Source organism: Cytobacillus sp. EB106-05-05-XG126 (assembly GCF_058791715.1).
Genome location: NZ_JBYTDU010000001.1, coordinates 1,771,240 through 1,797,983 on the forward strand (window position 1 = coordinate 1,771,240; position 26,744 = coordinate 1,797,983).

At 39.6% G+C, this 26,744-nt stretch carries 28 protein-coding genes; 9 read left to right on the forward strand and 19 right to left on the reverse strand.

What is annotated here, in order from left to right:
* Positions 1–97: 97 nt before the first annotated feature.
* Positions 98–628, reverse strand: coding sequence for an RDD family protein (locus tag AC3WTL_RS08775; protein ID WP_197214753.1), 531 nt, complete (start codon positions 626–628; stop codon positions 98–100).
* 278 nt (positions 629–906) lie between these two features.
* Here AC3WTL_RS08775 and AC3WTL_RS08780 point away from each other — a divergent pair, with 278 nt between their 5' ends.
* The gene (locus AC3WTL_RS08780; RefSeq protein WP_222497181.1) at positions 907–1,110 is read left to right on the forward strand and encodes a hypothetical protein; all 204 of its coding nucleotides are present in this window, start codon (positions 907–909) and stop codon (positions 1,108–1,110) included.
* A gap of 109 nt (positions 1,111–1,219) precedes the next feature.
* On the forward strand, positions 1,220–2,374 hold the full coding sequence (locus AC3WTL_RS08785; RefSeq protein ID WP_222497182.1) for an aminotransferase A: 1,155 nt from the start codon (positions 1,220–1,222) through the stop codon (positions 2,372–2,374).
* Between the two features lie 106 nt (positions 2,375–2,480).
* Here AC3WTL_RS08785 and AC3WTL_RS08790 read toward each other — a convergent pair whose 3' ends face one another.
* The 11 genes from AC3WTL_RS08790 to ykzS all read right to left on the reverse strand — a co-directional run bounded on the left by AC3WTL_RS08790 (position 2,481) and on the right by ykzS (position 11,121).
* The gene (locus tag AC3WTL_RS08790) at positions 2,481–2,651 is read right to left on the reverse strand and encodes a hypothetical protein (RefSeq protein WP_222497183.1); all 171 of its coding nucleotides are present in this window, start codon (positions 2,649–2,651) and stop codon (positions 2,481–2,483) included.
* A 74-nt stretch (positions 2,652–2,725) separates the two neighbouring features.
* Positions 2,726–3,604: an NAD(P)-dependent oxidoreductase gene (locus AC3WTL_RS08795; protein WP_163142956.1), complete on the reverse strand. Its 879-nt coding sequence runs from the start codon at positions 3,602–3,604 to the stop codon at positions 2,726–2,728.
* Positions 3,605–3,778: 174 nt separating this feature from the next.
* Complete coding sequence (locus AC3WTL_RS08800) at positions 3,779–4,240, reverse strand: hypothetical protein (RefSeq protein WP_163142954.1); 462 nt, start codon at positions 4,238–4,240, stop codon at positions 3,779–3,781.
* Between the two features lie 501 nt (positions 4,241–4,741).
* Positions 4,742–6,457: a phosphoenolpyruvate--protein phosphotransferase gene (ptsP, locus tag AC3WTL_RS08805; protein ID WP_492369292.1), complete on the reverse strand. Its 1,716-nt coding sequence runs from the start codon at positions 6,455–6,457 to the stop codon at positions 4,742–4,744.
* A complete protein-coding gene (locus AC3WTL_RS08810; RefSeq protein ID WP_048010672.1) occupies positions 6,457–6,723 on the reverse strand; it encodes a phosphocarrier protein HPr in 267 nt (88 codons plus the stop codon). Before AC3WTL_RS08810 ends, ptsP begins: the two co-directional genes overlap by 1 nt.
* A gap of 437 nt (positions 6,724–7,160) precedes the next feature.
* Positions 7,161–7,451: a hypothetical protein gene (locus AC3WTL_RS08815; protein WP_222497185.1), complete on the reverse strand. Its 291-nt coding sequence runs from the start codon at positions 7,449–7,451 to the stop codon at positions 7,161–7,163.
* Positions 7,452–7,535: 84 nt separating this feature from the next.
* Positions 7,536–8,333: an ABC transporter permease gene (locus AC3WTL_RS08820; protein ID WP_492369293.1), complete on the reverse strand. Its 798-nt coding sequence runs from the start codon at positions 8,331–8,333 to the stop codon at positions 7,536–7,538.
* Between the two features lie 409 nt (positions 8,334–8,742).
* Complete coding sequence (locus tag AC3WTL_RS08825; protein ID WP_197245609.1) at positions 8,743–9,381, reverse strand: ABC transporter ATP-binding protein; 639 nt, start codon at positions 9,379–9,381, stop codon at positions 8,743–8,745.
* Between the two features lie 130 nt (positions 9,382–9,511).
* On the reverse strand, positions 9,512–9,883 hold the full coding sequence (locus AC3WTL_RS08830) for a cbb3-type cytochrome c oxidase subunit I (RefSeq protein WP_163142942.1): 372 nt from the start codon (positions 9,881–9,883) through the stop codon (positions 9,512–9,514).
* A gap of 152 nt (positions 9,884–10,035) precedes the next feature.
* The gene (locus AC3WTL_RS08835) at positions 10,036–10,779 is read right to left on the reverse strand and encodes an SDR family NAD(P)-dependent oxidoreductase (protein WP_197214747.1); all 744 of its coding nucleotides are present in this window, start codon (positions 10,777–10,779) and stop codon (positions 10,036–10,038) included.
* A 147-nt stretch (positions 10,780–10,926) separates the two neighbouring features.
* Positions 10,927–11,121 (reverse strand): protein YkzS, encoded by a 195-nt coding sequence (gene ykzS, locus AC3WTL_RS08840; RefSeq protein ID WP_222497188.1) that lies wholly within the window; start codon positions 11,119–11,121, stop codon positions 10,927–10,929.
* A 273-nt stretch (positions 11,122–11,394) separates the two neighbouring features.
* Here ykzS and AC3WTL_RS08845 point away from each other — a divergent pair, with 273 nt between their 5' ends.
* Complete coding sequence (locus AC3WTL_RS08845) at positions 11,395–11,583, forward strand: YkvS family protein (protein WP_009331029.1); 189 nt, start codon at positions 11,395–11,397, stop codon at positions 11,581–11,583.
* Between the two features lie 160 nt (positions 11,584–11,743).
* On the opposite strand, the gene AC3WTL_RS08850 is transcribed toward AC3WTL_RS08845, so the two are convergent.
* A complete protein-coding gene (locus AC3WTL_RS08850; RefSeq protein WP_019381647.1) occupies positions 11,744–11,854 on the reverse strand; it encodes a DUF6254 family protein in 111 nt (36 codons plus the stop codon).
* A gap of 151 nt (positions 11,855–12,005) precedes the next feature.
* Between AC3WTL_RS08850 and AC3WTL_RS08855 the strand changes: the two genes are divergently transcribed.
* A complete protein-coding gene (locus tag AC3WTL_RS08855) occupies positions 12,006–12,617 on the forward strand; it encodes a CPBP family intramembrane glutamic endopeptidase (protein WP_248346814.1) in 612 nt (203 codons plus the stop codon).
* A gap of 292 nt (positions 12,618–12,909) precedes the next feature.
* On the forward strand, positions 12,910–13,593 hold the full coding sequence (locus tag AC3WTL_RS08860) for a DUF8580 domain-containing lipoprotein (RefSeq protein ID WP_492369294.1): 684 nt from the start codon (positions 12,910–12,912) through the stop codon (positions 13,591–13,593).
* Positions 13,594–13,637: 44 nt separating this feature from the next.
* On the opposite strand, the gene AC3WTL_RS08865 is transcribed toward AC3WTL_RS08860, so the two are convergent.
* Positions 13,638–14,696, reverse strand: coding sequence for a YkvI family membrane protein (locus AC3WTL_RS08865; RefSeq protein WP_048008075.1), 1,059 nt, complete (start codon positions 14,694–14,696; stop codon positions 13,638–13,640).
* A gap of 197 nt (positions 14,697–14,893) precedes the next feature.
* Between AC3WTL_RS08865 and AC3WTL_RS08870 the strand changes: the two genes are divergently transcribed.
* Complete coding sequence (locus AC3WTL_RS08870; RefSeq protein ID WP_248346811.1) at positions 14,894–17,044, forward strand: ATP-dependent Clp protease ATP-binding subunit; 2,151 nt, start codon at positions 14,894–14,896, stop codon at positions 17,042–17,044.
* Between the two features lie 46 nt (positions 17,045–17,090).
* Here AC3WTL_RS08870 and AC3WTL_RS08875 read toward each other — a convergent pair whose 3' ends face one another.
* The 3 genes from AC3WTL_RS08875 to AC3WTL_RS08885 all read right to left on the reverse strand — a co-directional run bounded on the left by AC3WTL_RS08875 (position 17,091) and on the right by AC3WTL_RS08885 (position 21,063).
* Entirely contained in the window at positions 17,091–18,785 is a 1,695-nt protein-coding gene (locus tag AC3WTL_RS08875; protein WP_248346809.1) for a M3 family oligoendopeptidase, read from the reverse strand.
* 137 nt (positions 18,786–18,922) lie between these two features.
* Positions 18,923–19,378 carry a MarR family winged helix-turn-helix transcriptional regulator gene (locus AC3WTL_RS08880; RefSeq protein ID WP_048008072.1) on the reverse strand — a complete coding sequence of 152 codons (456 nt, stop codon included), beginning with the start codon at positions 19,376–19,378 and terminating at the stop codon, positions 18,923–18,925.
* A gap of 101 nt (positions 19,379–19,479) precedes the next feature.
* Positions 19,480–21,063: a bifunctional metallophosphatase/5'-nucleotidase gene (locus AC3WTL_RS08885; protein ID WP_197214743.1), complete on the reverse strand. Its 1,584-nt coding sequence runs from the start codon at positions 21,061–21,063 to the stop codon at positions 19,480–19,482.
* 131 nt (positions 21,064–21,194) lie between these two features.
* Here AC3WTL_RS08885 and AC3WTL_RS08890 point away from each other — a divergent pair, with 131 nt between their 5' ends.
* Entirely contained in the window at positions 21,195–22,694 is a 1,500-nt protein-coding gene (locus AC3WTL_RS08890; protein WP_492369295.1) for an ATP-binding protein, read from the forward strand.
* 35 nt (positions 22,695–22,729) lie between these two features.
* Here the strand turns inward: AC3WTL_RS08890 and AC3WTL_RS08895 are convergent, their stop codons facing one another.
* A complete protein-coding gene (locus AC3WTL_RS08895) occupies positions 22,730–23,722 on the reverse strand; it encodes a phosphotransferase enzyme family protein (protein WP_492369296.1) in 993 nt (330 codons plus the stop codon).
* A 144-nt stretch (positions 23,723–23,866) separates the two neighbouring features.
* Between AC3WTL_RS08895 and AC3WTL_RS08900 the strand changes: the two genes are divergently transcribed.
* A complete protein-coding gene (locus AC3WTL_RS08900) occupies positions 23,867–25,102 on the forward strand; it encodes an MFS transporter (protein ID WP_048008068.1) in 1,236 nt (411 codons plus the stop codon).
* A 311-nt stretch (positions 25,103–25,413) separates the two neighbouring features.
* Here the strand turns inward: AC3WTL_RS08900 and AC3WTL_RS08905 are convergent, their stop codons facing one another.
* Positions 25,414–25,935 (reverse strand): hemerythrin domain-containing protein, encoded by a 522-nt coding sequence (locus AC3WTL_RS08905; RefSeq protein WP_492369297.1) that lies wholly within the window; start codon positions 25,933–25,935, stop codon positions 25,414–25,416.
* Positions 25,936–26,139: 204 nt separating this feature from the next.
* Here AC3WTL_RS08905 and AC3WTL_RS08910 point away from each other — a divergent pair, with 204 nt between their 5' ends.
* A complete protein-coding gene (locus AC3WTL_RS08910; RefSeq protein WP_197214738.1) occupies positions 26,140–26,460 on the forward strand; it encodes a hypothetical protein in 321 nt (106 codons plus the stop codon).
* Positions 26,461–26,744 lie beyond the last annotated feature (284 nt).

Here is a 26,744-nt window from a genome sequence, read left to right on the forward strand (position 1 = left end):
CTTTCTAAAAATATATTCTGCATGCAATCAATAAATCCTTTTTAGTCCTGATCCTCAAAAAGCTGTATAGCAGCTAGGCCATACAGCTCTTTTTGAGTTATTTTTTTACTACAACTGTGCCTGCGATTAAATCGTGCAGTGCCTGTTTTTTCTCTGTAAAGGCAGCAATGATGTATCCGATAAGGAAAATTCCAGACAAGATGGCCATGGCCAAATATCTCCCAAGCGCTCTCCAGAAGGAAATGCGATTACCGTTTAAGTCAGTCACTTTTAATCCCAGCAGCTTTTTCCCCACAGTACCCTGCCATGCGGATGCATGCAGGCCTGCAAAATAGGCAACAGCGATGACAAGATTGACAATAAAAGTTACTCCAAGTGCACCAAAATATGACCCCATGAATGCAAGAGCTTCTGCATCGGTCATTTCTGCTTCCATATAAGATGGGTCACTTATCATCGTGTTAAAAGCGTCAGAAGTGCCAAAGAAGATCATAAAAATAACGATGCTTAGAATGGCAAGCGGGATTCCAACAATAATAGAATCAATTAAATAGGCCGCAAATCTGAGCCAGAATCCGCCATATTCCTTTGTGCTTTCATAAGGCTGCTTCTCTAAAGATGTCTCCACTTAAAAACCTCCTTAAATTAATTAAGCAGGAAACTTATAAACTAAAAATATAGTTTCCACTATCTACTAATGTTAATCTCTAAATGAATTATATTCAACTATTTGTAAAATCTTACACAGATTTATTTTCATCAAATATTTTTTTAAAACGTTTTCATCTTGACTATTCTGTGAACACTCTTCTAACACTGTAGACACCCTTTTACTCAAGGCATAAAATAAGTCTGTAAAGCAGAAAGCAAGGTTTTACATAAATAAAAAAAGAGGTGCAATCAGGCATGAAAGGTACAGCAATCCTTTACCATGATGAAAATAAAGTTACGATTCTTGAAAATGTGGAACATTCAGTGTATGAGGAAATGAAAGATCAATGCGGCGATAAACATTGTCATTGTCATATAGAAAATAAAGTAATCGACTTTGGTGCAGTATACCCGGTTTTATGGCATGAAGATGAAGTTGATTGGGATTACGGATACTAATTATATTTTTGCAGGCTCTGAATAGAACTCAGGGCCTGTTTTATTTTTTACTGTTTACTGCTGTACCAAAGTGTTAGAATAAACAGTATGATGATGCGAGGTGAATACATTGGAACATTTAATCAACCAAAGAGTTAAGGACATAGAAATTTCCGGAATCAGAAGGTTTTTCAATATGGTTGCCGGCACCAAAGATATGATTTCTCTTACAATTGGACAGCCTGACTTCCCTACGCCGCTGCATGTTAAAGAAGCAGCAAAACAGGCAATCGATGAAAACTTTACCTCCTACACACACAATGCGGGCGATATTCGATTGCGTGAAGCTGCAGCTTCTTTTGTAAAAACAAAATATAACCTTACATATAACCCTGAATCTGAAGTCATTGTGACATCGGGAGCGAGTGAAGCAATTGATATTGCCTTCCGGACAATTTTGGACGAAGGATCGGAAGTAATCCTGCCTGGTCCTGTTTATCCCGGATATGAGCCAATCATAAAACTTTGCGGTGCAGTTCCAGTACATACTGATATTTCGAAAAACAAATTCAGATTTACTGCTGATATAATCTCGAAACAAATGAGTGAAAAAACAAGGTGCATTGTTCTTCCATACCCATCGAATCCGACAGGTGTCAGCCTGACACTGGAGGAACTTGATCAAATTGCAGCTCTTGTTAAGGGCAAAGATATCTTTATCCTTGCTGATGAAATTTACAGCGAACTGATCTATGATCAAACCCACCACTCAATCGCCTCCCTTTTAAGGGAGCAAACAGTGGTCATTAATGGTTTATCCAAATCCCATTCAATGACAGGCTGGCGCATTGGGCTATTATTCGCTCCGGAAAATCTGGCAAAGCATATCTTGAAGGTTCATCAGTATAATGTGACTTGTGCAGCATCTGTCTCCCAAATGGCGGCTCTTGAAGCACTGACAGCAGGGATCGACGACGCCCTGCCAATGAGACGGGAATATGCCAAGCGCCGTGACTATGTTTATGAGCGATTAGTACAAATGAATCTGGATGTAGTCAAACCTGATGGCGCCTTTTACTTTTTTATAAAAATACCGGATGGTTCCATCACCTCCTTTGAATTTGCCCTTTCGCTTGTTGAAGAGGCAGGAGTTGCAGTAGTTCCGGGCAGTGCATTTTCCTCATATGGAGAAGGCTATTTCCGAATATCTTTTGCCTATTCCATGGACACATTAAAGGAAGGGCTTAACCGGATCGAAAAGTATCTGGAAGGCATAATAATGTAAATATCTAAGCGCCAATCCTTGTTTAAAGAGATGGCGCTTTTTTTTGTATATTCCATTAAAAAAGCAAAAAGGCAAGCTCCAGCCTGCCTTTTTGCTACTATTGCCCCTAATATTCCCCGTTGTTTTTTGACGCTTTTTCTTTTTTAGCTTTATCCTTCTGAATTTTATTTGTATCAGCACTTCCAAATTCGTGAGAGAATTCAGAATCAATGGCAGCAGAATCGAAACCTTTTTTGTTCTTCTGCTGAGGATCATTTTTCTTGTTTCTTTTAGCCAACTGTCTAACCCCCTTTTCACTTTCTTTATTAGTTTGAAGTGAAAAAAGAGGGTTTATTCATAAAATGGGGCTTATCACTTTTCCCAATATTTATATAATGCCTGTGTACCGCTGTTTTCTTCTCCGTTTTCAGCAAGCTCAGCATACATTTTCTTTGCGAGCGAGAGTCCCGGAGTCATCATCCCCATTGCTTCTGCTTCATTTAAGGCTATATTCATGTCTTTTATGAAATGTTTAATATAAAAACCCGGTTCAAAGTTTCCCTCAATCATTCTAGGTGCCAGATTGGATAAGGACCAGCTGCCTGCAGCTCCAGATGTTATGCTTTGAAGCACTGTTTTCGGGTCCAAACCTGCTTTTTCAGCATAAACAACGGCTTCACACACCCCTATCATATTGGATGCTATCGCAATTTGATTGCACATTTTCGTATGCTGTCCGGCTCCCGCATTTCCTTGATAAACGATATTCGTTCCGAGGAGATTGAAAATCGGTTCTACAGCCAGAAATGCGTCCCTGTCTCCTCCTGCCATTATTGAAAGCTTTGCATCCCTTGCGCCGATATCTCCGCCTGAAACAGGGGCATCTATTGCATATATGCCGATTTTGCGTGCTTCTTCATATATCCTTTTGGCTAATGTAGGTGTAGAGGTGGTCATGTCAATTACATATGTATTTTCTCTGCCATTTGTGATAATGCCATTTTCCCCGAGATACACTTCCTCTACATCTGCGGGATAACCAACAATGGTAATAATAACATTTGCTTTCTTTGCAACTGCTGCAGGAGTCTCTGCCCACTCTGCCCCCTTCTCTATCAGTTCAGAGGCTTTTTCTTTGGTTCTTGTATACACGACTAACGGATAGCCGGCTTTCAACAGGTGTCCCGCCATGCTCTTGCCCATAACCCCTGTTCCTACAAACCCGATAACTGTATTTTCAGGTGAAACCATGGTACCCTCTCCCTTGAAATATCTGAATTTTTTATTTTAATTCTACCATTACTTTTGTTTGAATAAAAATTTTAGGATTTACAAAACGACAAAAGACCAGGCAAATACCTGGTCCATCCCCAATTTTATGCGCGTAATTTATAATACCCAACTCAGGTTAAAATAAAACACCCTTTAAAGCTGAGATGAAAAATTGTTTAAGAATGCTCTCGCTACCACTTCATCCTCATTTATAATTTCGACGGAAACTGCATCTTCATTCACAATCATTTTTTCTATTTCGAACACATGCAAGTCCTGAGTAAGAGGAATGGGATTCATAAAAATATAGTTCCCCTTTTCATTATTTACTTCTATATATTCCCCATTAATAATAGTGTCCTCCCCGTAAACAAACTCATCCGTTCCCAGGGCAGCAGCCAGTTTTTCATTATGTATGGTAACTTTCACCTTGTATAATTCTTCTTCCGAAAGAATTTTATCATTAATTTTAAACCGGAACTGCAGCTCATTGTTTTTAGTCAGCAGGGCTTCAGCATGACTATTGACGATTGAATTCTGTGTACCCTGCATGCAGCCTGACAGAAGCAATGCCAATAGGGCGGTGAGCATTAGGCTAATTGTTTTTTTATTCATGAAAAATTCCTCCTTTTTCATTACCTTTTCCTTTACCGCCTGACAATAAACTCCAATCTGCAAAACTTAATTCTAATCTTTGGAAATAACAGAAATTAGCATGAATTAAAAGAAGCCCTTCTCAGGCTTCTTTAGTGCAGAACGCGGCTTAAAAATGCGCTTTGTTTCTCATATAAGTCGTTCTGCTGTTTTTCTTTAATACATCTATATCGATCATGAAAGAGAAAGCTGATTATTATGGTAACCATTTTCCATCTCTCCTTTTTGTTGTTGTAGCTTTATTATAGGAGAGTTTCTTATTTCGGATAACATCCATAAGATGTGATTTAAGTCATCCTTAGGACTGAGAACCGGTAAAAGCAAAAAATAAACCGGCCTTAATAGGCCGGTTTAAAAAGGGGGGAAAATGAGAATGATCAGCTTAGTTAAGTCTGACCTAAGTGCTTACTTCTAATTTACCCGCGAGATTATATTTAAAACTCACAAAATATTACAGTTTGATTACAGGTTAGCTGTTTCTTTTACAGCTTGGACTACTTCTTCAGCTGTATTCATATGAAGCGCTTTTTCAGCCAGGGCTTCCATGTCCTTTTTGTTCAGACGGCTGATTTGAGAACGGGCTTTAAGAATTGATGTAGCGCTCATGGAGAACTCGTCAAGACCTAATCCCAGCAGCAATGGAATTGCCGTTTCGTCTCCAGCCATTTCACCGCACATGCCAGCCCATTTTCCTTCTTTGTGCGCTGCGTCAATTACCATTTTAACTAAACGCAGAATCGCAGGATTATACGGCTGGTAAAGGTAAGAAACACGCTCATTCATGCGGTCTGCAGCCATAGTGTACTGAATTAGATCATTTGTGCCTACACTGAAGAAATCGACTTCTTTAGCGAATTGCTCAGCCATAACAGCAGTTGAAGGAATTTCAACCATAATGCCAATTTCAATGTTATCGGCAACTTGTGTGCCTTCGCTGACAAGCTTCTGTTTTTCTTCTTCAAGGATTGCTTTACCCTGACGGAATTCATCAAGAGTGGCAATCATAGGGAACATGATTTTCAGGTTTCCATAAGTACTTGCTCTTAATAAAGCCCTTAATTGCGTCCTGAACATATCCTGTTCTTCCAGACATAGGCGAATAGCACGGAAGCCAAGGAATGGGTTCATTTCCTTTGGAAGATTAAGATAAGGAAGCTCCTTATCCCCCCCGATATCCAGTGTACGGACTACCACCGGTTTTCCGCTCATTCCTTCGAGTACAGCTTTGTAGGATTCAAACTGCTCCTCTTCTGTTGGAAGCTGATCTCTTCCCATATATAAAAATTCCGTACGGTAAAGACCAACGCCTTCTCCGCCATTTTCAACTACACCCTTCAAGTCTTTAGGAGTACCGATATTGGCAGCCAATTCAACATGATGGCCATCAGCTGTCACTGATTTCTCATTGACAAGCTTGGCCCACTCTGCTTTTTGCTCCTCGAATTTTCGGTGCTCTTCTTTGTATTCAGCGATAGCCTCCGGGGTCGGATTAATATGTACCAAACCTTTTAATCCATCCACGATAACCATATCGCCATTATTAATTTGCTTCGTAGAATCCTTTGTTCCCACTACTGCTGGAATTTCCATGGAACGGGCCATAATGGCAGAGTGAGATGTTCTTCCGCCAATGTCAGTTGTAAATCCTTTAACGAACTGGCGATTTAACTGAGCAGTATCGGATGGTGTCAAGTCTTCAGCGATGATGATAACTTCTTCTGCAATCGTGCTGGGATTCACTACTTGTACTCCGAGCAAATGTGAAAGTACACGTTTCGTTACGTCACGGATATCCGCTGCACGCTCTTTCATGTATTCATTGTCCATTTGTTCAAACATAGTAATGAACATATCCGCAGTCTCTTTTAAAGCAGATTCAGCGTTTACATTTTCTGTTTTGATTTTATCTTCAATTGGCGAAATTAATTCCGGATCACTCAATACTAGGAGATGAGCATCAAAAATAGCTGCTTTATCTGCACCCAGCTCTTTATGGGCATTATCGCGAATTACTTCCAATTCACCTTTAGATTCAGCTAAGGCTGTTTGAAAGCGTTCCACTTCCTGTCCAGCATTTTCGACTGTTACTTTATCAAAAGAGAGATCCGGCTCAACCAAACGGTAAGCCTTGGCAATAGCAATACCGCTTGACGCCGCAATACCATTTAAAAAGCTCATTATTCAGCCAATCCTTCTTTTTTCAATGTTTCTTCAAGGCTGTTAAGAGCATCCTGTTCATCGCTGCCTTCAGCAATAATTGTAATATCGGCACCTTGTCCAACACCTAAAGACATAACGCCCATGATTGATTTTAGGTTTACTTTCTTTTCTTTATATTCAAGGTGAATTTCTGAGTCAAATTTGCTTGCAGCTTGTACAAGCATTGTTGCTGGACGAGCGTGAATTCCTGTTTCTGCAGTTACATTAAATTGTTTTTGTACCATATGAGATCAATCTCCTTCGTATTATTGAATATGAATTAAGATGTGCAAGGCGTTGCCTCACGAACTTAATGACGGGAACTGGAGTTTTTTCAGCAAAACCAGCAGCAGGATGAAACCGTTATATTCCGTCCTATATGCTGTTTTATTTTTTCCAATGCCCTATTATTCATGTATATAGTTGTTCAAAAAGGCTGAGAAAATTAGTTCAATCATTTCCTCTCGAAGCTTCTCTGCCTTTAGAACACTTCCATAGAATCAGGTAAGATTACCGGGCTGTAATTAAGTCATCGGACAACTTACATCTCAGACAAAAGAATAGCATTTCACATTCATTTAGACAATGAAAAACCCTTAATTTTTAACGTTTGTTCACATTTTTTTGAGTAAAACGCTTTCATTTGCCAAGGATTTCTACTTAGTTATATTTTTCTTTAAATCTATGGCATTTGATGGTACTTATCTTGTTTTCTAACCATCTTTGATGTTTCTTTGTATTGAAGTACATTATAGCCTATTCTCATTTTTGAAATAGTCCCTTTTAGAGCCGTTTCATGATCGCCTTCCCGTTCCGTATAGAGTGTAACAAGATCTGAGACGGATCGGGCCAGCATTTCTATTACATGTTTTAAGTCTTCATGACGATAAATTGTGTTGTCTTCCATTAGGTGCTCGAGGATATCCTGAGATAAGCTTTTCACTCTGTATGCTTTTTCTTTTTCATGTTTCATTTGTTAATCCCGCCTTTTTGATTAATTTCTCAATTATATGCGGGCAAGAAGGGTGAAATGCTGTGAGCTTGACTAATAAAAACACTAGCTTTTTCCTTCAGGGAAAAATTGGGCATCCTGATTGAAAAAGTTCTTATAAGATAGAAGGATAAATAAAATTACAGTTAAACCTACACTGCCCAAAATCCCCAGCAGAATGACAATCTGATATTCAATCGCAAGCAATGGACTTACTCCCGATAATATCTGCCCTGTCATCATACCAGGCAAAAAAATGATGCCCATTCCAAGCATATTGTTTATAGTCGGCAGAACAGCGGAATCAAAAGAATGATTAACATATGGCTTAACTGCAATTTTGGGTTCAGCACCAAGCATCAGGGCACCCTCGATCATATCTCTTTGGGTGGTAAAGGAATTTAGAAGCTCCTTTACACTCAGCGTGATGCCTGTCATGGAGTTGCCTATTATCATGCCTGCAATTGGAATGAAGTAGCGGGGATCATACCAGGGCTCAAAGTGAATAACAACAAAATTAAAAAATATTAAACAAAATGCTGTACCTGTTATCATGGAAATCGCAATGGTTTTTTTGAGGCTTACTGACAGTCTGATTCCAGCCTGTTTATAGATTGTGTAAATTGCAAAACCTTCCATAATACAAATCACACCTAACGTTAAGAACGGATCGGAAAGTTCAAACAGATAGGTTAATACATAGCCTGCAATCACAAGCTGAAGTGTCATTCTGAAAGCAGCTATTGCCAGCATTTTTTGACGTGCGATGCCTCTCACCTTGAAGATTAAGATTAGAAGCAGCACAAATAGGTAAGCTGATATTAGTCTCCAAAGTTCAATATCAATAATTGAGCTATTTTCCATCAGACTCCTCCATAGGTGTTTTCTCCACCTCTTCCGCAGACCGGGATAAAGTGAAACTTCAGTCAGTGGGGGCTTTCCTTATCCCCACTGATTGTTAGTCGCGTTCTAGTGTCGCTAAGATCTCCGCTATCGCTTCGATCAATCGACACTACGAACCCGATTGGTTCAACTAAGCCTCTGCCTTCGCGTCGGCAAGTTTCACTGTATCTCACCAATCGGGCCTTTACATTATAAAGCGAGGCGACTTGCCTTGGGGTGACAAGCATAAGACGAGCAGATGGTGGGGAGTGCTTTTCTTCCCATCAGCTGATTGGCTTATGACCTCGAGCCCCAAGGAGCCGCAGCTAGATTGGGCAGTTTGACCCCCACTTATCCTCCTTTGATTCCTCTGAGTCTTGAAGTGAGGGTCTTACTGCCCGTTAGACTGCGATAAATATATTCTTTCTTCTGCGAATTGTTCATTGACTGTATTGGAGTGGGTTATCATGAGTAATGAAGCTTGTTTCTTTTTGATTTCACGTATAAAGTACTCCAAAATCATCATCTCAGTGTCTTCGTCAAGTGCAGAAGTCGGCTCATCCAGAAGATAAACATCTGCTTTAAGGAGCAGGATCCTTGCCAATGCCAGGCGCTGTTTCTCCCCGCCTGAAAGAGTTCCTGCATCTCCATGAAGCTCCTTAGTCATCTGCATATTATGTAGAGCCTGTTTAAGTATTTCATCATCACAAGGTTTCTTTCCGTTAAGCTTATAACCCATAATCAGGTTATCTTTTATTGTGCCCGGAAAAATTAATGGAACTTGTGATAGCATGATTACTTTTCTCCTATGCTGGACAGAATCGATTTCTTTCAGCGAAGTGCCTTTATAAAATATTTCACCTGAATCAGGGGTAATCATTTTGTTTAGGGTCTTCAAAAGAGTTGATTTTCCAGCACCGCTCTCTCCGGTGATGCAGGTTACTTTATCTTTTTTTATGTCAAGATGATTCACATTTATAATGTTATTAACTCTTAATTCTCTAATAGCGAACAGCAAATCTGTTGTCATATTCAGCTCCTTTTTCAGTTTCCGTATACCCTCTAGCTTATCCCCTTAATCACAAAAGTTTGCCATGGTTTTAAAATATTCCATATAAAAAAAACGCACAGATTAAAAATCCATGCGTTATATATAGTTGCTATTGTGCCTTTAAATTCTTCAAAATGTTCCATACGAAAATTAAAATGCCGCCAGCCGTAATCGTAGCTCCAACAGCAGTACCAGGAAGAAAAGCATTATTTTCTGTAACCAGGACTAGGGACAGTGACAGCATCATGATTGGAAGGCCGATATTATGAAGCCAAAAATGCCATTTCCCGGCTTTCCCTTCTGCAAGAGCAGGAAACATGTAGTATAGAATTCCTGCCAGAGTCAAGGACGTCCACCCGAGTAAATTAATATGGACATGAACAGGACCTAATAGGTAAGAATGAGTACTCGACATATAATACCCCAGCAGAATTCCCACAGCAAAGTATACGGATGAAATCTTAATCATAGTAATGCCCATTGAACCCCTCCCCTAAAATCATCCTAAAGCACTAATAAAATATGAGCATTTAGAATCATTTAGAACAGAGGACTTATTCCTCTTCCCAACTTTTTTCACCATCATTATGGTTAATTTACAAAGGGTTTCTATTCAAAGGAAAATAGGGACTATTATTCTTCATACATCATTTTCCTTGTCATGCCTCCATCCACTGTAATATTTTCACCTGTTATAAAGTCGTTCTCCGGATGGGCTAAAAATAGGCAGGTCCTTGCAATGTCGCCGGGTTTTCCAACTCTGTTGGAAAAATGCTGCTTATGGTCAATCTCTCTGAGACTTTCATAATCGCCTGTTTCAATCCAGCCGGGGCTTATGCAATTAACCCTGATCCCCTTTTCAGCGAGGGTACTGGCCATCGCGTGGGTAATTGCCGCAATTCCTCCTTTTGAAGCTGAGTATGCTTCGGTCCCGCTTTCTGACATTACCGCTCTCGTAGATGAAAGATTGATAATACAGGAACCTTGTTTCATCAATTTGGCACCCTCCCTGCTGCACAGGAATACACTCCGAAGATTCGTATTGATTACCTCCTCCCACATTTCCACACTCAAATCAAAGAACGAATGAAACTTTGATATGCCTGCATTATTTATCAGGATATCTATAGCACCAAACGCCTCAAATGATTTTGTGATTAGTTCCTTAATTTCAGTTTCATTCTTAACATCTGTTTTAATGAACAGGCTGTTCATGCCCGTTTGGTTGAAATGTTCTTCTAATTTTTTTCCCTTCATTTCATCAATGTCGGCAATAACAACATTGGCCTCCTTCCTCGCGAATGACTCGGCAATACTCTTGCCTATTCCGCTGGCTCCTCCTGTAACAATGACTGTTTTTCCTTTAAAATCGCTCATGTTTGCACATCCCTTCGAAATTATCTATTGCTTTTATACCCAGTTTCCTTTGCTTTCTATTCAATTACATTGCATAGACATAGCAAAGACACCTGATATGATCAAGTGTCTTTGCTATGTGCTATTTATTTAAGCTTCATTTCCTTTTCAGCTTCGGGGTGATTCTAAATATTGATAAATAACATGTCCGCCTCTCTGTGCGATTCCGCGAAAATGCTTAAAGTCCTCCCTATTTACGATGACACTGCGAAAAGGAAGAAAATCTTCTTTAGACACATGAAATTCAGAGATGATTCCATTTTTTAATTGTTCGAGCACTTCCTGAATTTGTTCATGATTCATTATCCAGAACTCCTTTTATTTCATTCTTTCTTTATCATAAATAAAGTGCTGCTAATTTTGAAGTATGAAATAGTATATTTGCATATTGATGTTTTTTCTGAATATTAAATATTTTTATGTAAAAAAAGAATTTTATCTGGTATAATATTACCAACCTAAAGAATGTAACATTTTACCTTAGCAACAGCGAATTGCAAAATTCTTTACGCATTTCAAAATATAGTGCAAACTGTTACTACCAGCGAAAGAAATGGACAAAAGGAGAGATGCTTTTTGAAGAAAGCAGAGGTTGGAAATATAATTGAATTCCGTGATGGGCTACAGGGAATTGTAGAAAAAGTAAATGAGAATTCTGTTATTGTAGATTTAACGTACATGGATAACTACCGGGATCTCGAATTAGATCAGAGAACAGTTGTCAATCATAAAAATTATAAGGTTGTCAGAGAATCAGCAGTATAAAAAAGAAAAAATGAAAGCGTATTCTTACGTCACTTTTAAAAGCAGCTCTTTTTGCTGCTTTTTTGTTTTTGCCTTTTGTCTGATCCGAACCATCGGCCACTTACGGCTTCACGCTATTTATCTCCACAGTTATGGCCTCCTGTTTAGGAGGCCGTAATTTTTATTCTTTCTCCCCTGACAGCTCTTTTAAGGACTTCACTTTTCCATGTGGATGCTGATCCTGCTTTCTAACTGTCCAGGCACGCTCTTTTTCTCTTTTTGATTTCGTCATTATACATACCTCCCTTCATATGGGCTTATGATTAGCATTTCTGCATTATTTTATCTTAGCGTTACCAAAGAAATCTTTTCCTTACTTTTTATGTTTGTTTTTTGTTAGAATAGTGTTTGGTTATTTTTTTGCTTGAAAGGAGTTAAATCAATTGAAAAATATTGCTGCAGATGTCCGTTTTATTGGCGGGCTGGTACTCGCACATCTGCTTATGTATTTTACATTTCAGGATAAATCAATTTTTTGGTATATCTTTTCTGCCTCTTTACTGCTCCTAATCAGTTACTCCATCATAATGGAGGAAGTGGAAGACAAGGCTTCTTTTGGAACATACATTACCTATGGAACTCTTTCAGGTTTTCTTTTATACGGACTATTTTGGACGGGATACAGTTTATTTGATTTGCTCAACCTCCCTTTAGTGAATCAGGTTGAACAATTATACGGCCGATTTTCACCTTCGTTTATTTGGCACTTTATTGTGCTTATATTAATTATAGTTCCAGGAGAAGAGGTGTTTTGGAGAGGGTTCGTTCAAAAAAGATTAATGAAACATACAACTGTTAAAGTAAGCATCATTATATCTTCTCTCCTCTATACTTCTGTCCATTTTTATTCCGGATACTGGATGCTCGCTTTTGCAGCATTAATCGCAGGTCTCTTCTGGGGATGGCTATATGCCTGGAAAAGAAGCATTCCCTTAGTAATCGTCTCCCATCTTATTTTTGACTTGTTATTATTCGTTCTGCTCCCATTTAATTAGAATTCCACAGACGCAGAGATGATCAGACAATTCTTCAAGAATTGTCTTTTTTTAAGCTCTTTTCTTATGAATTGTTGTTATTGACCTATAATGTTGTCCGTTAATTTCCACTCCAATCAACTCAGCAAATAATACACAAAAAGCAAACAGTCTTTTTTCAATTCTTGTTGAGCGTTGTCGATGTTTTACATAAATGGTAATGTACAAGTAAATAGGAATTTATATGTAACTCTTTCACTTCAAATACGTCTAATAATGCAAAAGCGCTGAGACAACGGGAGGATGGAACAAGATGAAAATTTTGGCGAAATTTATGCTAATGCTGGGAGTTGCAGCTGCTATCCTGGCAGGTTGCGGAACAGCTCAGGATGATTCTGGCAATGGAGCAGGATCTGGGCAAAATGAAGAAGAAACAGGTTCGGAAGGACAGGATGGACAAGAACAAAGTAAAGAAGAAGAATCATCAGAAGATGGCACAGATGGAGAAGGAAATAGTGTAATAAGGATCCTTGAGCAGAATATGACTTATACAGTTGAGGGTGAAACGAAGGAAGACACAGCCTTCCTGAAACATAGTGATAATCAAAATTATTCGATGTATGTTCTCCCGGAATATGAGCTCACTGCCGAGGAACCAAATAAGGATGTATTGTACCTCTCGGAAAATGATCAGATATTCATGCGGATTGAACTCCTTCCGAATGATGCAGATTGGGATATGATTGAAGAAAACACAAAAGCACAGCTTGAAGCTGTCAGCGAAAACGTACAAACATCCAAAGCTCCTTCAGATGATTTTTACAAAAATGCCTCTGTAATGAAAGCAGAAGGAAACGGCGAGAAGGTTTCTGCCTATCTTATGAAAAATGATAATCTTTCTCTTAAGCTCACCATATTCAATAAAGAAGACGCTGACCATGAAGATGCTTTCCTTCAGATGGCGAAAACCATTATGAAAGAGAAGCCGCAAGAATAATATAAATCGAAAGAGATCCATGGAAAAGGATCTCTTTTCTTTTTTCAGGCTTTTTTCCCCTTACTTCCATCATCAAACGGTTTCATCCAAAGAAGAATAATAAAGGTCAGACTTACATATCCAAATAGCGGATATAAGTAGGATAGCAATGTCCCATAATTGATTAAACTGATAAAGTAACAAACGAGAAAGATAAAGCCCACAATAATAATACTTGGTACGGAAAAGTGTTTTTTCACCTGTCTCTCAATTCCAAACACATTCCCAATAACAGATGTGAAAATCTCTCCATAGATGACAAACACAAAAATCCAATAGAACGATGATGCCAATGTCTTTACAATAGCGGCCATCGGGATATCATATGCTTCCAGATTAGGCAGCATCATCAGTGTTAAATGGCTGGAAAGCAGGATGAGTGTCAGCGCAGCTCCCCCAAGGTATCCTCCCCATTTAATTGTCCGGTCATCATTTATTTCAGAAGCCACAGGCACCAGGACTGCCTGCGCCAATGTTAAATTCAGGGCAGTATAAGAAAACGGAGCCACAACTGCCTTCCATCCATCTTCGGCATAGGGTATAAACAGAACCTGTTCTGCAAAATCAGGAAGCTTCATGCTTATAAACAATAAAATAAAGCTAAATGCAATCATCATCGGAACAACAAATGTATTAACAGCAAATAATCCGCGAATACCCACTATCATTGTAATGATTGTTAACCCTATCGTTACGAGCAATCCTGCAGTCTTGCTGATGCCAATCTGTTCCTCAAACACGGCTCCTGCACCTGACAGCATAACTGCGCATACGCCAAGGAGCATAAACAGCATCAATATATTAATGGCAGACCCAAAAAATCTTCCAAATAAATACTCATTTAATTCCTGATAGGATGCTGCCTTTATACGTGCAGAGATTCTCATTAATTTGGAGCCGAGAAAAATAAAGATATAACCGCTCATCAGTATCCCAATTAAACCGATAAAACCAAATCGGGAAAAAAACTCTACAATCTCCCTGCCAGTGGCAAAGCCCGCTCCCACCACGGTTCCCACATAAACGGCAGCGATCTGGAAAGCTGCCCCCCAATTCGTCTTCACTTAATCTCCTCCTTCCTTTCCAATATATGTAGGCTAGTACAAACAAAGACGAGCTTTTTTGCAATAAGGCTAAACTTCAATTTTGGGTAAAAATACCAAAACAAATTACTTGAAAGTCAAAGAAGGTCAAATTATAATGCGGATATAAGGTCAAATATAGTCAAAGTCAGACCGAACTTTTAATGGAGGTATGCAAAATGCTTTGTCAAAAATGTCAAACAAAACAAGCAAATGTACAAATAAGACTGAAATTGAACGGAAATGAACGAGATCTAAACCTATGCCATAGCTGTTATCAAACTGAAAAGCAACATAGCCTTACTTCCTTTGGGCCTGCTTTGAGTGGTATTTCAGGTTTTGGCCAACTGCCTTTAGATGATTTCTTCAAGAAGCTGGCTGCCTCTCAAGGAAATGAAAATTATGGTCTAAAAGAAGCGCCTGGACACAATCATGGCAACGGCGGATTTATTGATCAATTCGGACGAAATCTTACACAGCTTGCAAAAGCTGGTTTAATTGACCCGGTCATCGGACGGGACGAAGAAATAAATCGTGTGACAGAAATATTAAATAGAAGAAGCAAAAATAATCCTGTCTTAATCGGTGAACCAGGAGTAGGTAAAACAGCTATTGCCGAAGGACTAGCCATTAAGATTGCCGAGGGAAATGCACCAAAGAAACTTCAAAATAAAGAAGTCTATTTGCTGGATGTGGCATCCCTGGTTGCAAATACAGGCATTCGCGGCCAATTTGAGGAACGCATGAAGCAGTTGATCTCAGAGCTTCAAACCCGGAAGAACATTATTCTCTTTATAGACGAAATCCATTTGCTTGTCGGGGCAGGATCAGCTGAAGGGTCGATGGATGCCGGCAATATACTAAAGCCTGCCCTTGCACGGGGTGAGCTGCAAGTAGTCGGAGCCACCACATTGAAAGAATATCGCCAGATTGAAAAGGATCCGGCGCTTGAGCGCAGATTCCAGCCTGTACAAGTAAATGAACCGACTGCTGATGAGGCAGTTGACATCTTAATGGGGCTGAAACAAAAATATGAAGACTATCACGAAGTTTCTTTTACAGAAGATGCCATAAGAGCGTGTGTGCAGCTGTCAAGCCGCTATATTCAGGACAGGTTCCTTCCTGACAAAGCTATTGATCTAATGGATGAAGCAGGTTCAAAAATGAATCTTCAGTCAGGATATATACCGGCAGAAGATATTGAAAAACAGCTGAAAGAAATCAGCAGGCAGAAAGAAATTGTCTTAAAAGAAGAAAAATATGAAGAGGCTGCAAAACTCCGTGAAGAGGAATTAAAACTCCAGCAGGCATTAAATGGAGAAAACAAGGCTGAAAGGCCAGTTATCGAAACAAGCCTTATTCAGGAGATTATTGAGAAAAAAACAGGGATTCCCGTCGGAAAATTAGCTGAAAATGAACAGGAGAAGATGCAAAACCTAGAGGAAAATCTTGCACAAAAAGTAATTGGACAGCGCGAAGCCGTACAAAAAGTTGCAAAAGCCATCCGCAGAAGCCGTGCGGGACTTAAATCCAAGCACCGTCCAATTGGATCTTTCCTATTTGTCGGGCCAACAGGTGTCGGGAAGACTGAATTAACCAAAACACTTGCGGAGGAGCTGTTCGGGTCAAAAGACAGCATGATCAGGCTAGATATGAGTGAATATATGGAAAAGCATAGCGTGTCTAAAATTATCGGTTCCCCTCCGGGATATGTAGGTCATGAAGAAGCAGGGCAGCTGACCGAGAAGGTGCGCAGAAATCCTTACAGCATTATTCTGCTTGATGAAATAGAAAAAGCACATCCAGATGTACAGCACATGTTCCTTCAAATACTGGAAGATGGACGCCTGACAGATAGCCAGGGCCGCACTGTCAGCTTTAAGGATACAATCATTATCATGACAAGCAACGCAGGAGTTGGACAAAAAGAAGTCCATGTTGGATTTGGTGCAGCAGATGCCGTCAAAGAATCCAATATTCTGGACTCGCTCGGCAGCTTCTTTAAGCCGGAATTTCTGAACCGATTTGATAGCATTATTGAATTTAAAGCTCTGGAAAATGAGCATTTACTAAAAATTGTTGACTTAATGCTCAATGAGTTGCAGGAAACATTAAATGATCAGGAGCTTGAATTGACTATTAGCCAAGAAGTTAAGGAAAAATTTGCAGAAGACGGATACCACCCTGCTTTTGGCGCAAGGCCATTAAGAAGAATCATCCAGGATGAACTGGAAGACAAAATTGCAGATTTCATCATCGACAATGGCGGGAATAGCCATTTACAGGCTGAGCTGGAAAACGGCTTAATTGTCATTAAACCAATGCTCTAATAGGATGGAAAAGAGCCGGAGTTCATGACCGGCTCTCTTTTTTATTTTATAAACCTTTATCAGTCACTGAATTCAGCCAATTCTCAATTTCCCCGATAACTGACTCGACACAACCCTCTTCAAAAGGAGAAATCAATCCAGCTTCTTTTACAAGTCCAGTAAACGGCTTGCTGCCGCCAAGCTGGCATAGTTTTAAATAATCCTTCCAAGCCTCTTCCTGATTCTCCCTGGATCTTTTCCAAAATTGGAATGCACAGATTTGGGCCAATGTATAATCAATATAATAGAATGGTGAATTGTAAATATGACCCTGGCGCTGCCAGAATCCTCCGTTCTCTAAATACTCGTTGCCATCATAATCTTTATGAGGCAAGTATTTCTTCTCAATCTCTCTCCAAGCCTGTTTTCTTTCCTGCGGTGCTGCTTCCGGATTTTCATACACCCAATGCTGGAATTCATCAACTGATACGCCATAAGGCAGGAAAAGAAGTCCCCCGCTCAAGTGTGAAAACTTGTATTTTTCCGTATCCTCTTTAAAGAAGCCTTCCATCCAGGGCCATGTGAAAAATTCCATGCTCATGGAATGAATTTCAGCTGCTTCATAGGTTGGCCAGTTATATTCAGGTATTTCAAAATGTCTGCTTGAATAGACCTGGAATGCATGTCCTGCTTCATGGGTAAGAACATCAATATCTCCTGAAGTCCCATTAAAATTAGAGAAAATGAATGGGGATTTATAGTTTTCAATGTAAGTGCAATAGCCGCCCCCTGCTTTTCCCTTTTTGGCTACCAGATCCATAAGATTATTTTCTCTCATGTATGAGAAAAATTCACTTGTTTCACCGGATAACTCATCATACATTTTTTGGCCATTTTCAATAATCCAGTCAGGATCTCCTTTTGGTATGGCATTACCCGTTTTAAATTCAAATCCTTCATCGTAAAATTTGAGCTTATCAATGCCAATGCGCTCTCTTTGCCTTTCCTTAAGCCTTGTGGCGATTGGAACGATGAAATCCTTCACCTGCTTACGGAAATTTGCAACCATTTCCGCGTTATAATCGGTCCGGTACATGCGGAAGTACGCCAGTTCAACGAAATTCTTGTATCCAAGCTTATGGGCGATCTCTGTTCTAACACTGACAAGCTCATCATATATACGGTCAAGTTCATCTTCATTTTCAGCCAGAAAACCAAAGCGGGCCTCACTTGCTTTTTTACGCATTTCACGATCTGTAGATTGTGTGAATGGCTCCAATTGGGCAAGTGTGCGTTCTTCACCTTCAAAATCAATCTTGGCTGAAGCAATCAATTTCGTATATTCAGAAGAAAGCTTATTTTCTTTTTGCAAAAGCGGAACAATCTCTGGCGAGAACACCTTCAATTGGGCTTCCGCAAGTGCAAACAGCTGATTCCCCCAGCGCTCTTCAAGCTCTGCCCTGAACCTGGAATCAACCAAAGCCTGATAATACTTTGTAACAAACCCTTCTACTTCAGGCTGAATCTCATCCATATAATCCTGTTCTGCTTTGTAAAATTCATCATTCGTATCTACTGAATGCCGGATATAGCATAGGTTGAACATGGTACCGACATCATTGCGAATATCATTAATTTCTTTCATAGCCTGATTTTGCTGTTCTGCAGAAGCTGCATCTTCGAACTTTTCAAGCGCTGCTTCAAATTGCCCCTTTATTTTCTCAAGATTCGGACGAACATATGTATAGTCTTCAAATCTCACATTACTGCCCCCTCGTGTATATGTATATCGATTTATAAACAAACCACTAAACTATTTCGACAATATTTGGATAATTCCTTCCCTAAACATATCTTATCTTTCACAAAATAAAAAACAGCCAATCAAGGCTGTTTTGATTAATTCCCCCCATTTTTGTCATGGGAGATTGAAAGTCCAAGCTTCTTTAATAGACCAATGGCTGCAGCTTTTTCTTCTGAAGTCAGCTCGTTCATAAGTGAATGTATATGTTTTTCATGGTCAGGAAAGATATTTTCAATAAATGCTTTTCCCTCATCTGTAATTTGTGCAAAGGTAACTCTTCTGTCAGTCGGGCATGCGACCCTTTTTAACAGGCCTTTCTGCTCAAGCTTGTCCACTACATATGTGATGCTTCCGCTGGCCAATAGTATTTTCCCGCCTATCTGCTGCAGGGGCTGGTCACCTTTATGATACAGAAGCTCCAAAACTGCAAATTCAGTTGGGTTTACTCCGTAAGTTTGTATTCGTTTATTTACATTTTCATTTATAGCCCGGTATGCCCTGGACAGGACGATAAATAATTTCAACGATTGGTCAATTTGTTCAGAACCCATTTTATCCAATCCCTTTACCATTTATTGAGTAGCGTTTACATCAATCAATTCTCAATCATTATAGAAAACAGTAAGAAAGCTGTCAATTTAACAAATCAGGATCATTTGCCGGCTGAAACCTCCCAATTGCAGTTCAGTGTCGGGATTACCTTTCCCTTTTCAGAAAAATAGCCGGCAATCAATTCAGTCATATCGGTTAATATTTCTTTTTCTACGGGTTTGTCCTTAAACATATAATATCCTCCGCCTCCTGCTGCCCGGTAATTGTTCATTACTGCATGGTACTCGCCATCCTCCCTGATAGGATGTCCCTTATAAAGAAGCTCGGTGATCCGGCTGCCCTTTGGGCGTGAAACATCTATTTTATATTCAATTCCTTCCCACATGTCGTAATTATAATGTTGTGGCTTCGGATATGAAAATTCAGGATTCACTATAATTCCCCCATCACTGTTCAATTCAAAATAAGATGCTGACCGCTCTAAAGCATCCTTAATGTCCTTTCCGAAAATTCTTAGGACGCATAGCGAATTAGGATATATATAATTAGAAACAATTTCTCTCATCGTTACTTTAGATTTGAAACCTGGTGCTCCCTCATGAAACAGCGCCGTACAGGAAATATCAGCACCAGAAGCTTCCATTTGCACTTTATTAATGAATTCAATCAGTGGATGCTCCTTAAGGCGCGCTTCGAAAATATCGTCAATCACCATGTCTCCTTCAATTTCACCTATAACTGTATCAAGCCAATTTTGGGTTTTGGATTCATAATACCCGGCAAGCTGAAGGACCTCATGATCAGGCATGATTCCATTGGGGTAAATTAAGGCAGATTTTTTTTCATCAATCAGCCAATCATTGTGTTTTTTTCTGAATTTTACTGTAACCTTTGCAAGTGCCTGGCCGTTAAATCCCGGCTGGACAATAGATACACCATTCACTTGCTCCCCTTCAATAAAACGGTGCTGGTGCCCGGTAATCAGAACATCAATACCCGGGACATCTGTACAGATTCTGTATGCTTCGTTTTCTCCTGTTTGTTCTTCCGTCAGTTCACCTGTTTTTATATCCTTTTCAAAGCCCCCATGGTATGAGACGATAATCAAGTCCGGCTTTTCTTCCTCCTGGATATAGGAAACCCACCTTTTTAAACTGACCACCGCAGATTCGAATGAAAGCTGCTCAATATGCTGCCTTTTCTCCCAATTTGGAATATACTGTGTCGTGACACCTATTACCGCAGTTTTCAAACCATTTGCAAAGGTTTTTATTTTATAAGGAAGCCCGAAATAAGTTTCTTTTGTTGAATTGAATAAGATATTAGCCGAAAGCCAAGGAAAATTTGATTCACTGACCGCTCTTGCAAGTGTACTCTTTCCATAGTTAAATTCGTGATTTCCGATAACAGCTGCATCATATTCAAGTTTATTTAAAATCTGGATCATAGGATTTTTTTGATTTTTCAGGTTTCTGGAATAATAATAAGTAAGAGGAGTTCCCTGGATCAAATCACCATTATCAATAAGAATGGATATCTCAGATTGTTCCTTTTCTCTCTTTATTAACGCTGCAAGCTTGCCCAGACCATGCTCAGCGTTTTCATCCGTTCCATAAAAATATGGATAAACATGTCCGTGGACATCACTTGTAGCTAAAATGGTGAGTAACGCTTCCGATTTCATCAAAACCCCTCCTTACATATAAAATAACATTCCTTTGAAAGAATTAAACCTCTTTTAACACATAATGGTATAATATTGTTAATGTCAGTTAGCTAAGGACAAATTAACCTAATTAATCTGGAGTTAACCTCATGAACAATCGAAACAGAAACTTCCTGCTTTATTTATTCGCAGTAATTATTCCCACTTTAGCCGGCAGCATCTTTTTGTTTATGGATTCTGTTAAACAAAATGATATGGAAAGACTTGAAGAAGCAAAATGGATAGGCTCGATACACCAAAGAAGCTGGGACCAGTTTATTTCCGAGACCGTGACCACACTTGAGATGCTTTCGCTGACTGCTGGAAGTGCTGACACACCTTCCGAAAAGCTTGAGCCTCTGCTCCAAAAAGCCAATCAAATGGATCCTCGTTATGGAGGAATTTACCTTCTTGATCCCAGCGGAATGGTTCTTACAGGATCAAATCAATTCTTAGCAAACTCTGATTTATCTGAAAAGAAATTTCTTAAAGAGATATTGGTAACAAAAGATATTGTTATTTCCAATACTCCTGAAACACTGACAAATGGACAAACAGTCGTTGGGATAGGAAAGCCGGTACTGAATGACGATGGAGATGTAATCTCTATTATTGTGGCTCATATGAGAGTGGATTACGTACAAAATATTATGAGGCTTCTCACTCCTGATGCCCGGCTTTCCGTTCTTAATTCTAAAAGAAAAACGATTATGGACATCAATATGAATGGAGATTCCTCATTTTCCAGTCAAAATAGCATTACAATCCCGATTGACAGGCTGCCCTGGAGTGTAAAAGTGGAATTTCCGCCAAGAGACATGCTGAAAATTATTAAGGATGCTTTTCGGGCAATCCTGGTTTTAACGATTATAATCCATATTTTATTTCTCTTCATAAAATATTTAAGGCTAAAAAAACAAGCTGAAAAGGAAAAAAAGGAAAATGAACTGCAAAAACTTGAACTGGTAGGTACCCTGGCTGCCAGCACAGCCCATGAAATCAGGAACCCTTTAACAGGAATAAAAGGGCTTATACAGCTATTGAGTGAAAAATATACGAATACTCATGACCAGTATTATTTTTCGGTCATAAATGATGAGATAATCAGAATTAATGAGATTGTCAGTGAATTTTTAATTCTGGGTAAACCCACTGCTCAAAAAATGGAAGCTATGGATTTGAGAAGTGTTATAAAGGAATTAGAACCTTTAATACTCTCTGAAGCTAATTTACACAATGTCACTTTTGAATCTGTTTTTTCAGATGAACCCGTCATAGTCGATTGCACGAAAGATCAGATGAAACAAGTGATCCTGAATTTAACGAAAAACGCTTTTGAATCAATGCAGGGCGGCGGAAAGCTAACAATAAAGCTAAATAAACTGCAATCCAGGTGTCAGCTTAAAATCGCGGATACAGGCTCCGGCATTCCAGAAGACAAAATAGAACAAATATTTCATCCATTTTATACTTCAAAGGAAATGGGTACAGGGCTTGGGCTTGTGGTCTGCAGGCGCATTGTGCATTCTTTTGGCGGTGAAATATTTATTACAAGCGAAGAAACAAAGGGTACTCATGTAGATATTTTTCTGCCGATCAAAAACCCATAAAAAGGGAAGGTGCGTGATCCCAGGCACCTTCCCTTTTAGCCTAAGTATATTGGAGAGTTTCTCTCAATTCGATCCTTTATCGACTTCATCATTTCTAATAGCTGAGGATTCCTGTCCACAGGTGCGATTTTTTTATGGAGAACGGAATACAGTGTGATATCCCTTAGCCTCAGGAATAAAGGCAGCTGTTTTTCCAGGTCACCGGGAATTTCATTCTCCAGCTGATAACCATCCAAAAAGGGGGCCAGGAATATCCTGCCAAAAATATTTAGTTCTGCCGGGTCAGCTTCTTTAAACTTATATAAAATTGAATAATACAGGGGAATGGCGATATCAGACGCGAACCAATGATAACAGCAGTCATCAAAATCAAACACTTGTACATCTTTTCCGTCATAAAAAAAGTTTCCGGAGTGTATATCCGTATGAATAAGACCATAGTTGTCTATATTCTTTGGCAATGTATGAAGCAGATTCAATAAATCCTTCGTATTCTTAACGATTAATTGATCTTCTTTAGGTATATATTTTTCAACAGTCAGGAGCTCTTCTTCCTCCCATTGCATGCGCTTTACAATGCCAGGAGAAGGAACATATGATTTTGTGGCTGCATGCATTTTCCCCACTGCTCTTCCCCATGCATGAAATAACTCCTGATTGAATTCCGGTGTACGAACACTGATTGGTTTTCCCTCTGCTTTTGAAAACAGGCTTGCATAAAAGACAGAGCCATCACCTGCTTCCAAGGCTTCAACCTCATTCTCATTTTGTGAAGGGATTACCTTTGGAACCTTCACACCTTCTGATCTTAAATAACTCATCCAGTCAACTTCAGATAAAAGCTCCTCCAGCTTGCGATGTGTCGAATGGGTAATTCTCAAAATTAGCTCTTTCCCATCTTTCGAAGCTAGAAAGACATAGTTTTCAAAGTCACCCAGCTTTTTATAATTCACGGTATTCAAAGAATAGATACTTAAGAAATGATGGAGGACATTGTCCGTCATTAAAGCATCAACTGCTTTTTCCATTAGCTCCCCTGCTCTCGTCTTTATTCTGAATAATGTAAATTATATAATATTTAACAGATTCAAAATAGCTATTTTGATAAACTCGTGAATAAGGTACACTATATTTAGTTTCACGAAATGTTCAGAAAGAAGGAGACTTACATTATGAGTGCTACCGCTGCTACAATCAAGCCAAATTCTGATCCGCAGCAGAAAACAGCCTATCGGATATTATTCATCATTGGCCTTTGCCACCTATTGAATGATTCCATTCAATCCGTTATCCCAGCTATGTTTCCGATTTTGGAAAAGTCTATGGGGCTTACCTACTCACAGCTGGGAATGATTGCTTTTTCGTTAAATATGGTTTCTTCCATCATGCAGCCTGTCATTGGGATGGCCACTGATAAAAAACCGTTCCCTTTTGCCTTGCCAATCGGCCTCACCTCAACTTTATTTGGTGTATTAGGCCTGGCTTTTGCTCCAGATTATAAATGGATCATTCTTTCAGTTCTATTCATTGGTTTGGGTTCGGCTGTGTTCCATCCTGAAGGTTCAAGGGTAGCCTATATGGCAGCAGGCCAGCGCAGGGGTCTTGCTCAATCGATTTATCAAGTTGGCGGCAACACCGGACAGGCACTTGCTCCCATCATTACAGCCCTCATACTTGTTCCGCTGGGCCAAATAGGGGCTGCCTGGTTTACCGCAGTTGCGGCAATTGCAGTTGGACTGCTGATTTATATTGCATTCTGGTATACAGGACGTCTTCAGCAGGAACTGACCGCCACTAAACCGCGGAAAGATTCAGGTGCTCACCAAAACAAAAGAATTCCCAGAAAGGTGTGGGGAGCCCTCCTCCTGGTTCTTTTTTTGATATTTGCCCGTTCATGGTATATCTCTGGGATGACAAATTTCTATGCTTTTTATGCCATTGAGAAATATTCTTTCTCTATAAGTCAGGCACAGATCTTCTTATTTGCGTTTTTAGTATCAGGTGCGCTGGGTACGTTTTTTGGCGGACCGCTCGCAGATCGGTTTGGAAAGAAACAGATTATTTTTCTTTCAATGATCCTTACTGTTCCCCTTTCCCTCCTGATTCCTTTTGTGCCTTCCGCTATTGCATTTATCATGCTGGTGGCGGGTGGATTTATACTTATGTCAAGCTTTTCTGTGACTGTTGTATACGCACAGGAACTCGTTCCCGGGAAAATCGGCACAATGGCTGGACTTACAGTAGGGCTGGCATTTGGCATGGGGGCGATAGGCTCCGTTGCTTTGGGCTATCTAGCCGACACTCTTGGACTGGCCAATATGATAATATTTACAGGGTTTCTTCCCGTTTTGGGATTGCTGACTTTATTGCTTCCGGCTGATGAAAGGGTTTCTGAGTGGAATAAATAAGAAATGCGTAAGCGCCTTGCCCACCTAAGAAACGCAGACTAAGAACGCCACATCGCACGACCAAAAGCTGTCCTTTTGGTCGTGCGATGTTTATGCTGACGAAGCCTTCCTTGTCCTGTTGGCCTCAAGCACAAGATGAGCCCTGCAAGAAGGTGTTCTTTCCTTCTGGAAGGGATTGGCTAGTCTTTCGTCCCTAGGAGCCGAAACAAGACAGACTTGTGACCTCGAGGGGGCAGGCGCTTAAGCTAGACAGTCTCTAAGTTTATATGATTCTTTCTTATATTAAAAAAAAGAGGAGGTGCCCCCTCCTCTTAAATTTGCTGAATTTTAATATATAACTCTTCTTTCTCGTCTTCAGTAAGAAGATTTTCTGCCATAGGAAATAGGACGTTTTCTTCTTTAGAAAAGTGCTGTGTCAGAGTATAGTATGCCTTTTTAATCAGCCCGGAATGTTCGGCCATTTCTCCTTCAGTCAACTGCTCTTTTCCTTCCGCTGCTCCTAAAAAAGCTTTAATACAGCTTTTAGCCTGGTCATGCTCATACTCCATAACCGCAATAGGGCCTGTTCCTTTTCCAAGGTATTGTTCCATCATTCGGAAAAGCACGCCTTCCTCCCTTTCTGAGTGTGGATCCAGCTTACTGCAGAAATATCGTACATGTTCAGTTAACTTTTGAAAAAGAGCTCTGTCTGGAGATTCCTCCATTATAATTGTGATCTGAAGCAGCTCTTCAAGCATTGCCAAAAGAGGAGGATGCTCCTCTTTCAGCTGTTTCAGCCCTTTGCTAAGCTTGATTGGTCCATTTCCCATCATGGAACTCATACAGCCTTCCATCCCTAAACCCCTCCTATCTATTATAGGTTCAGTATAAAAAATGGCAGTCAGGATTGTTGTGATGCCCATCACTTTTTGCATTTCTAAAAAATTTTCTAAAAATTTAAATAATTTTGCAATCTTCTCGTTTTTTGCCATATAATAAAGGTAAGTTATCTTTATATCGGCGCAGCTAAACCCTGTAAATTGTTAGGAGGGATTAAAATGCATCTGCCAACTTTCTATGATTTTTATCAAAAGTGCCTCATTCCGGCCAATTCAGAAGACTCATACCTTTCCACGGGGCACACCCATTGGCTTATCGCTCTGGAAGGACAGCTTAAAGAACAGGAAAAAGAGTTTTATTGCTGGAAAGTAACCATTTATCCATCAGATTCGGAAGGGTGCTTTTCATGGAATGAAGTACTATATTCTTCATCCCTTCATGAATGCATCCACAAAGCATTTGAACATGCCAGAGAAATTGAAGCCAATGTCAAAGATTCACAGTTCAATTTTTTAAATAGACAAGAAAAAATCAGCTAGCCTCAAAAAAACATTCTCCTTCGCTCCATCTTTTTTTACCCTCGCATGTGAAATAACATACATATAGGTAAATTCTACTTCTAAACAAAATCCAATAATAAAGCATTCTGAATGCAATAAAAAAAAGAGCCTAGAAAAACTAAGCTCTCCAGATTATAGGGGGTCAACTATAATAGTTCGACCACATTTAGTTTAACAAATTATTCCTGAAAAATTAAGTTACTAAAGCACTATTACTCAAATGCATTAACGCGTCAGATTAGAAAACCCTTTTAGAATTCATA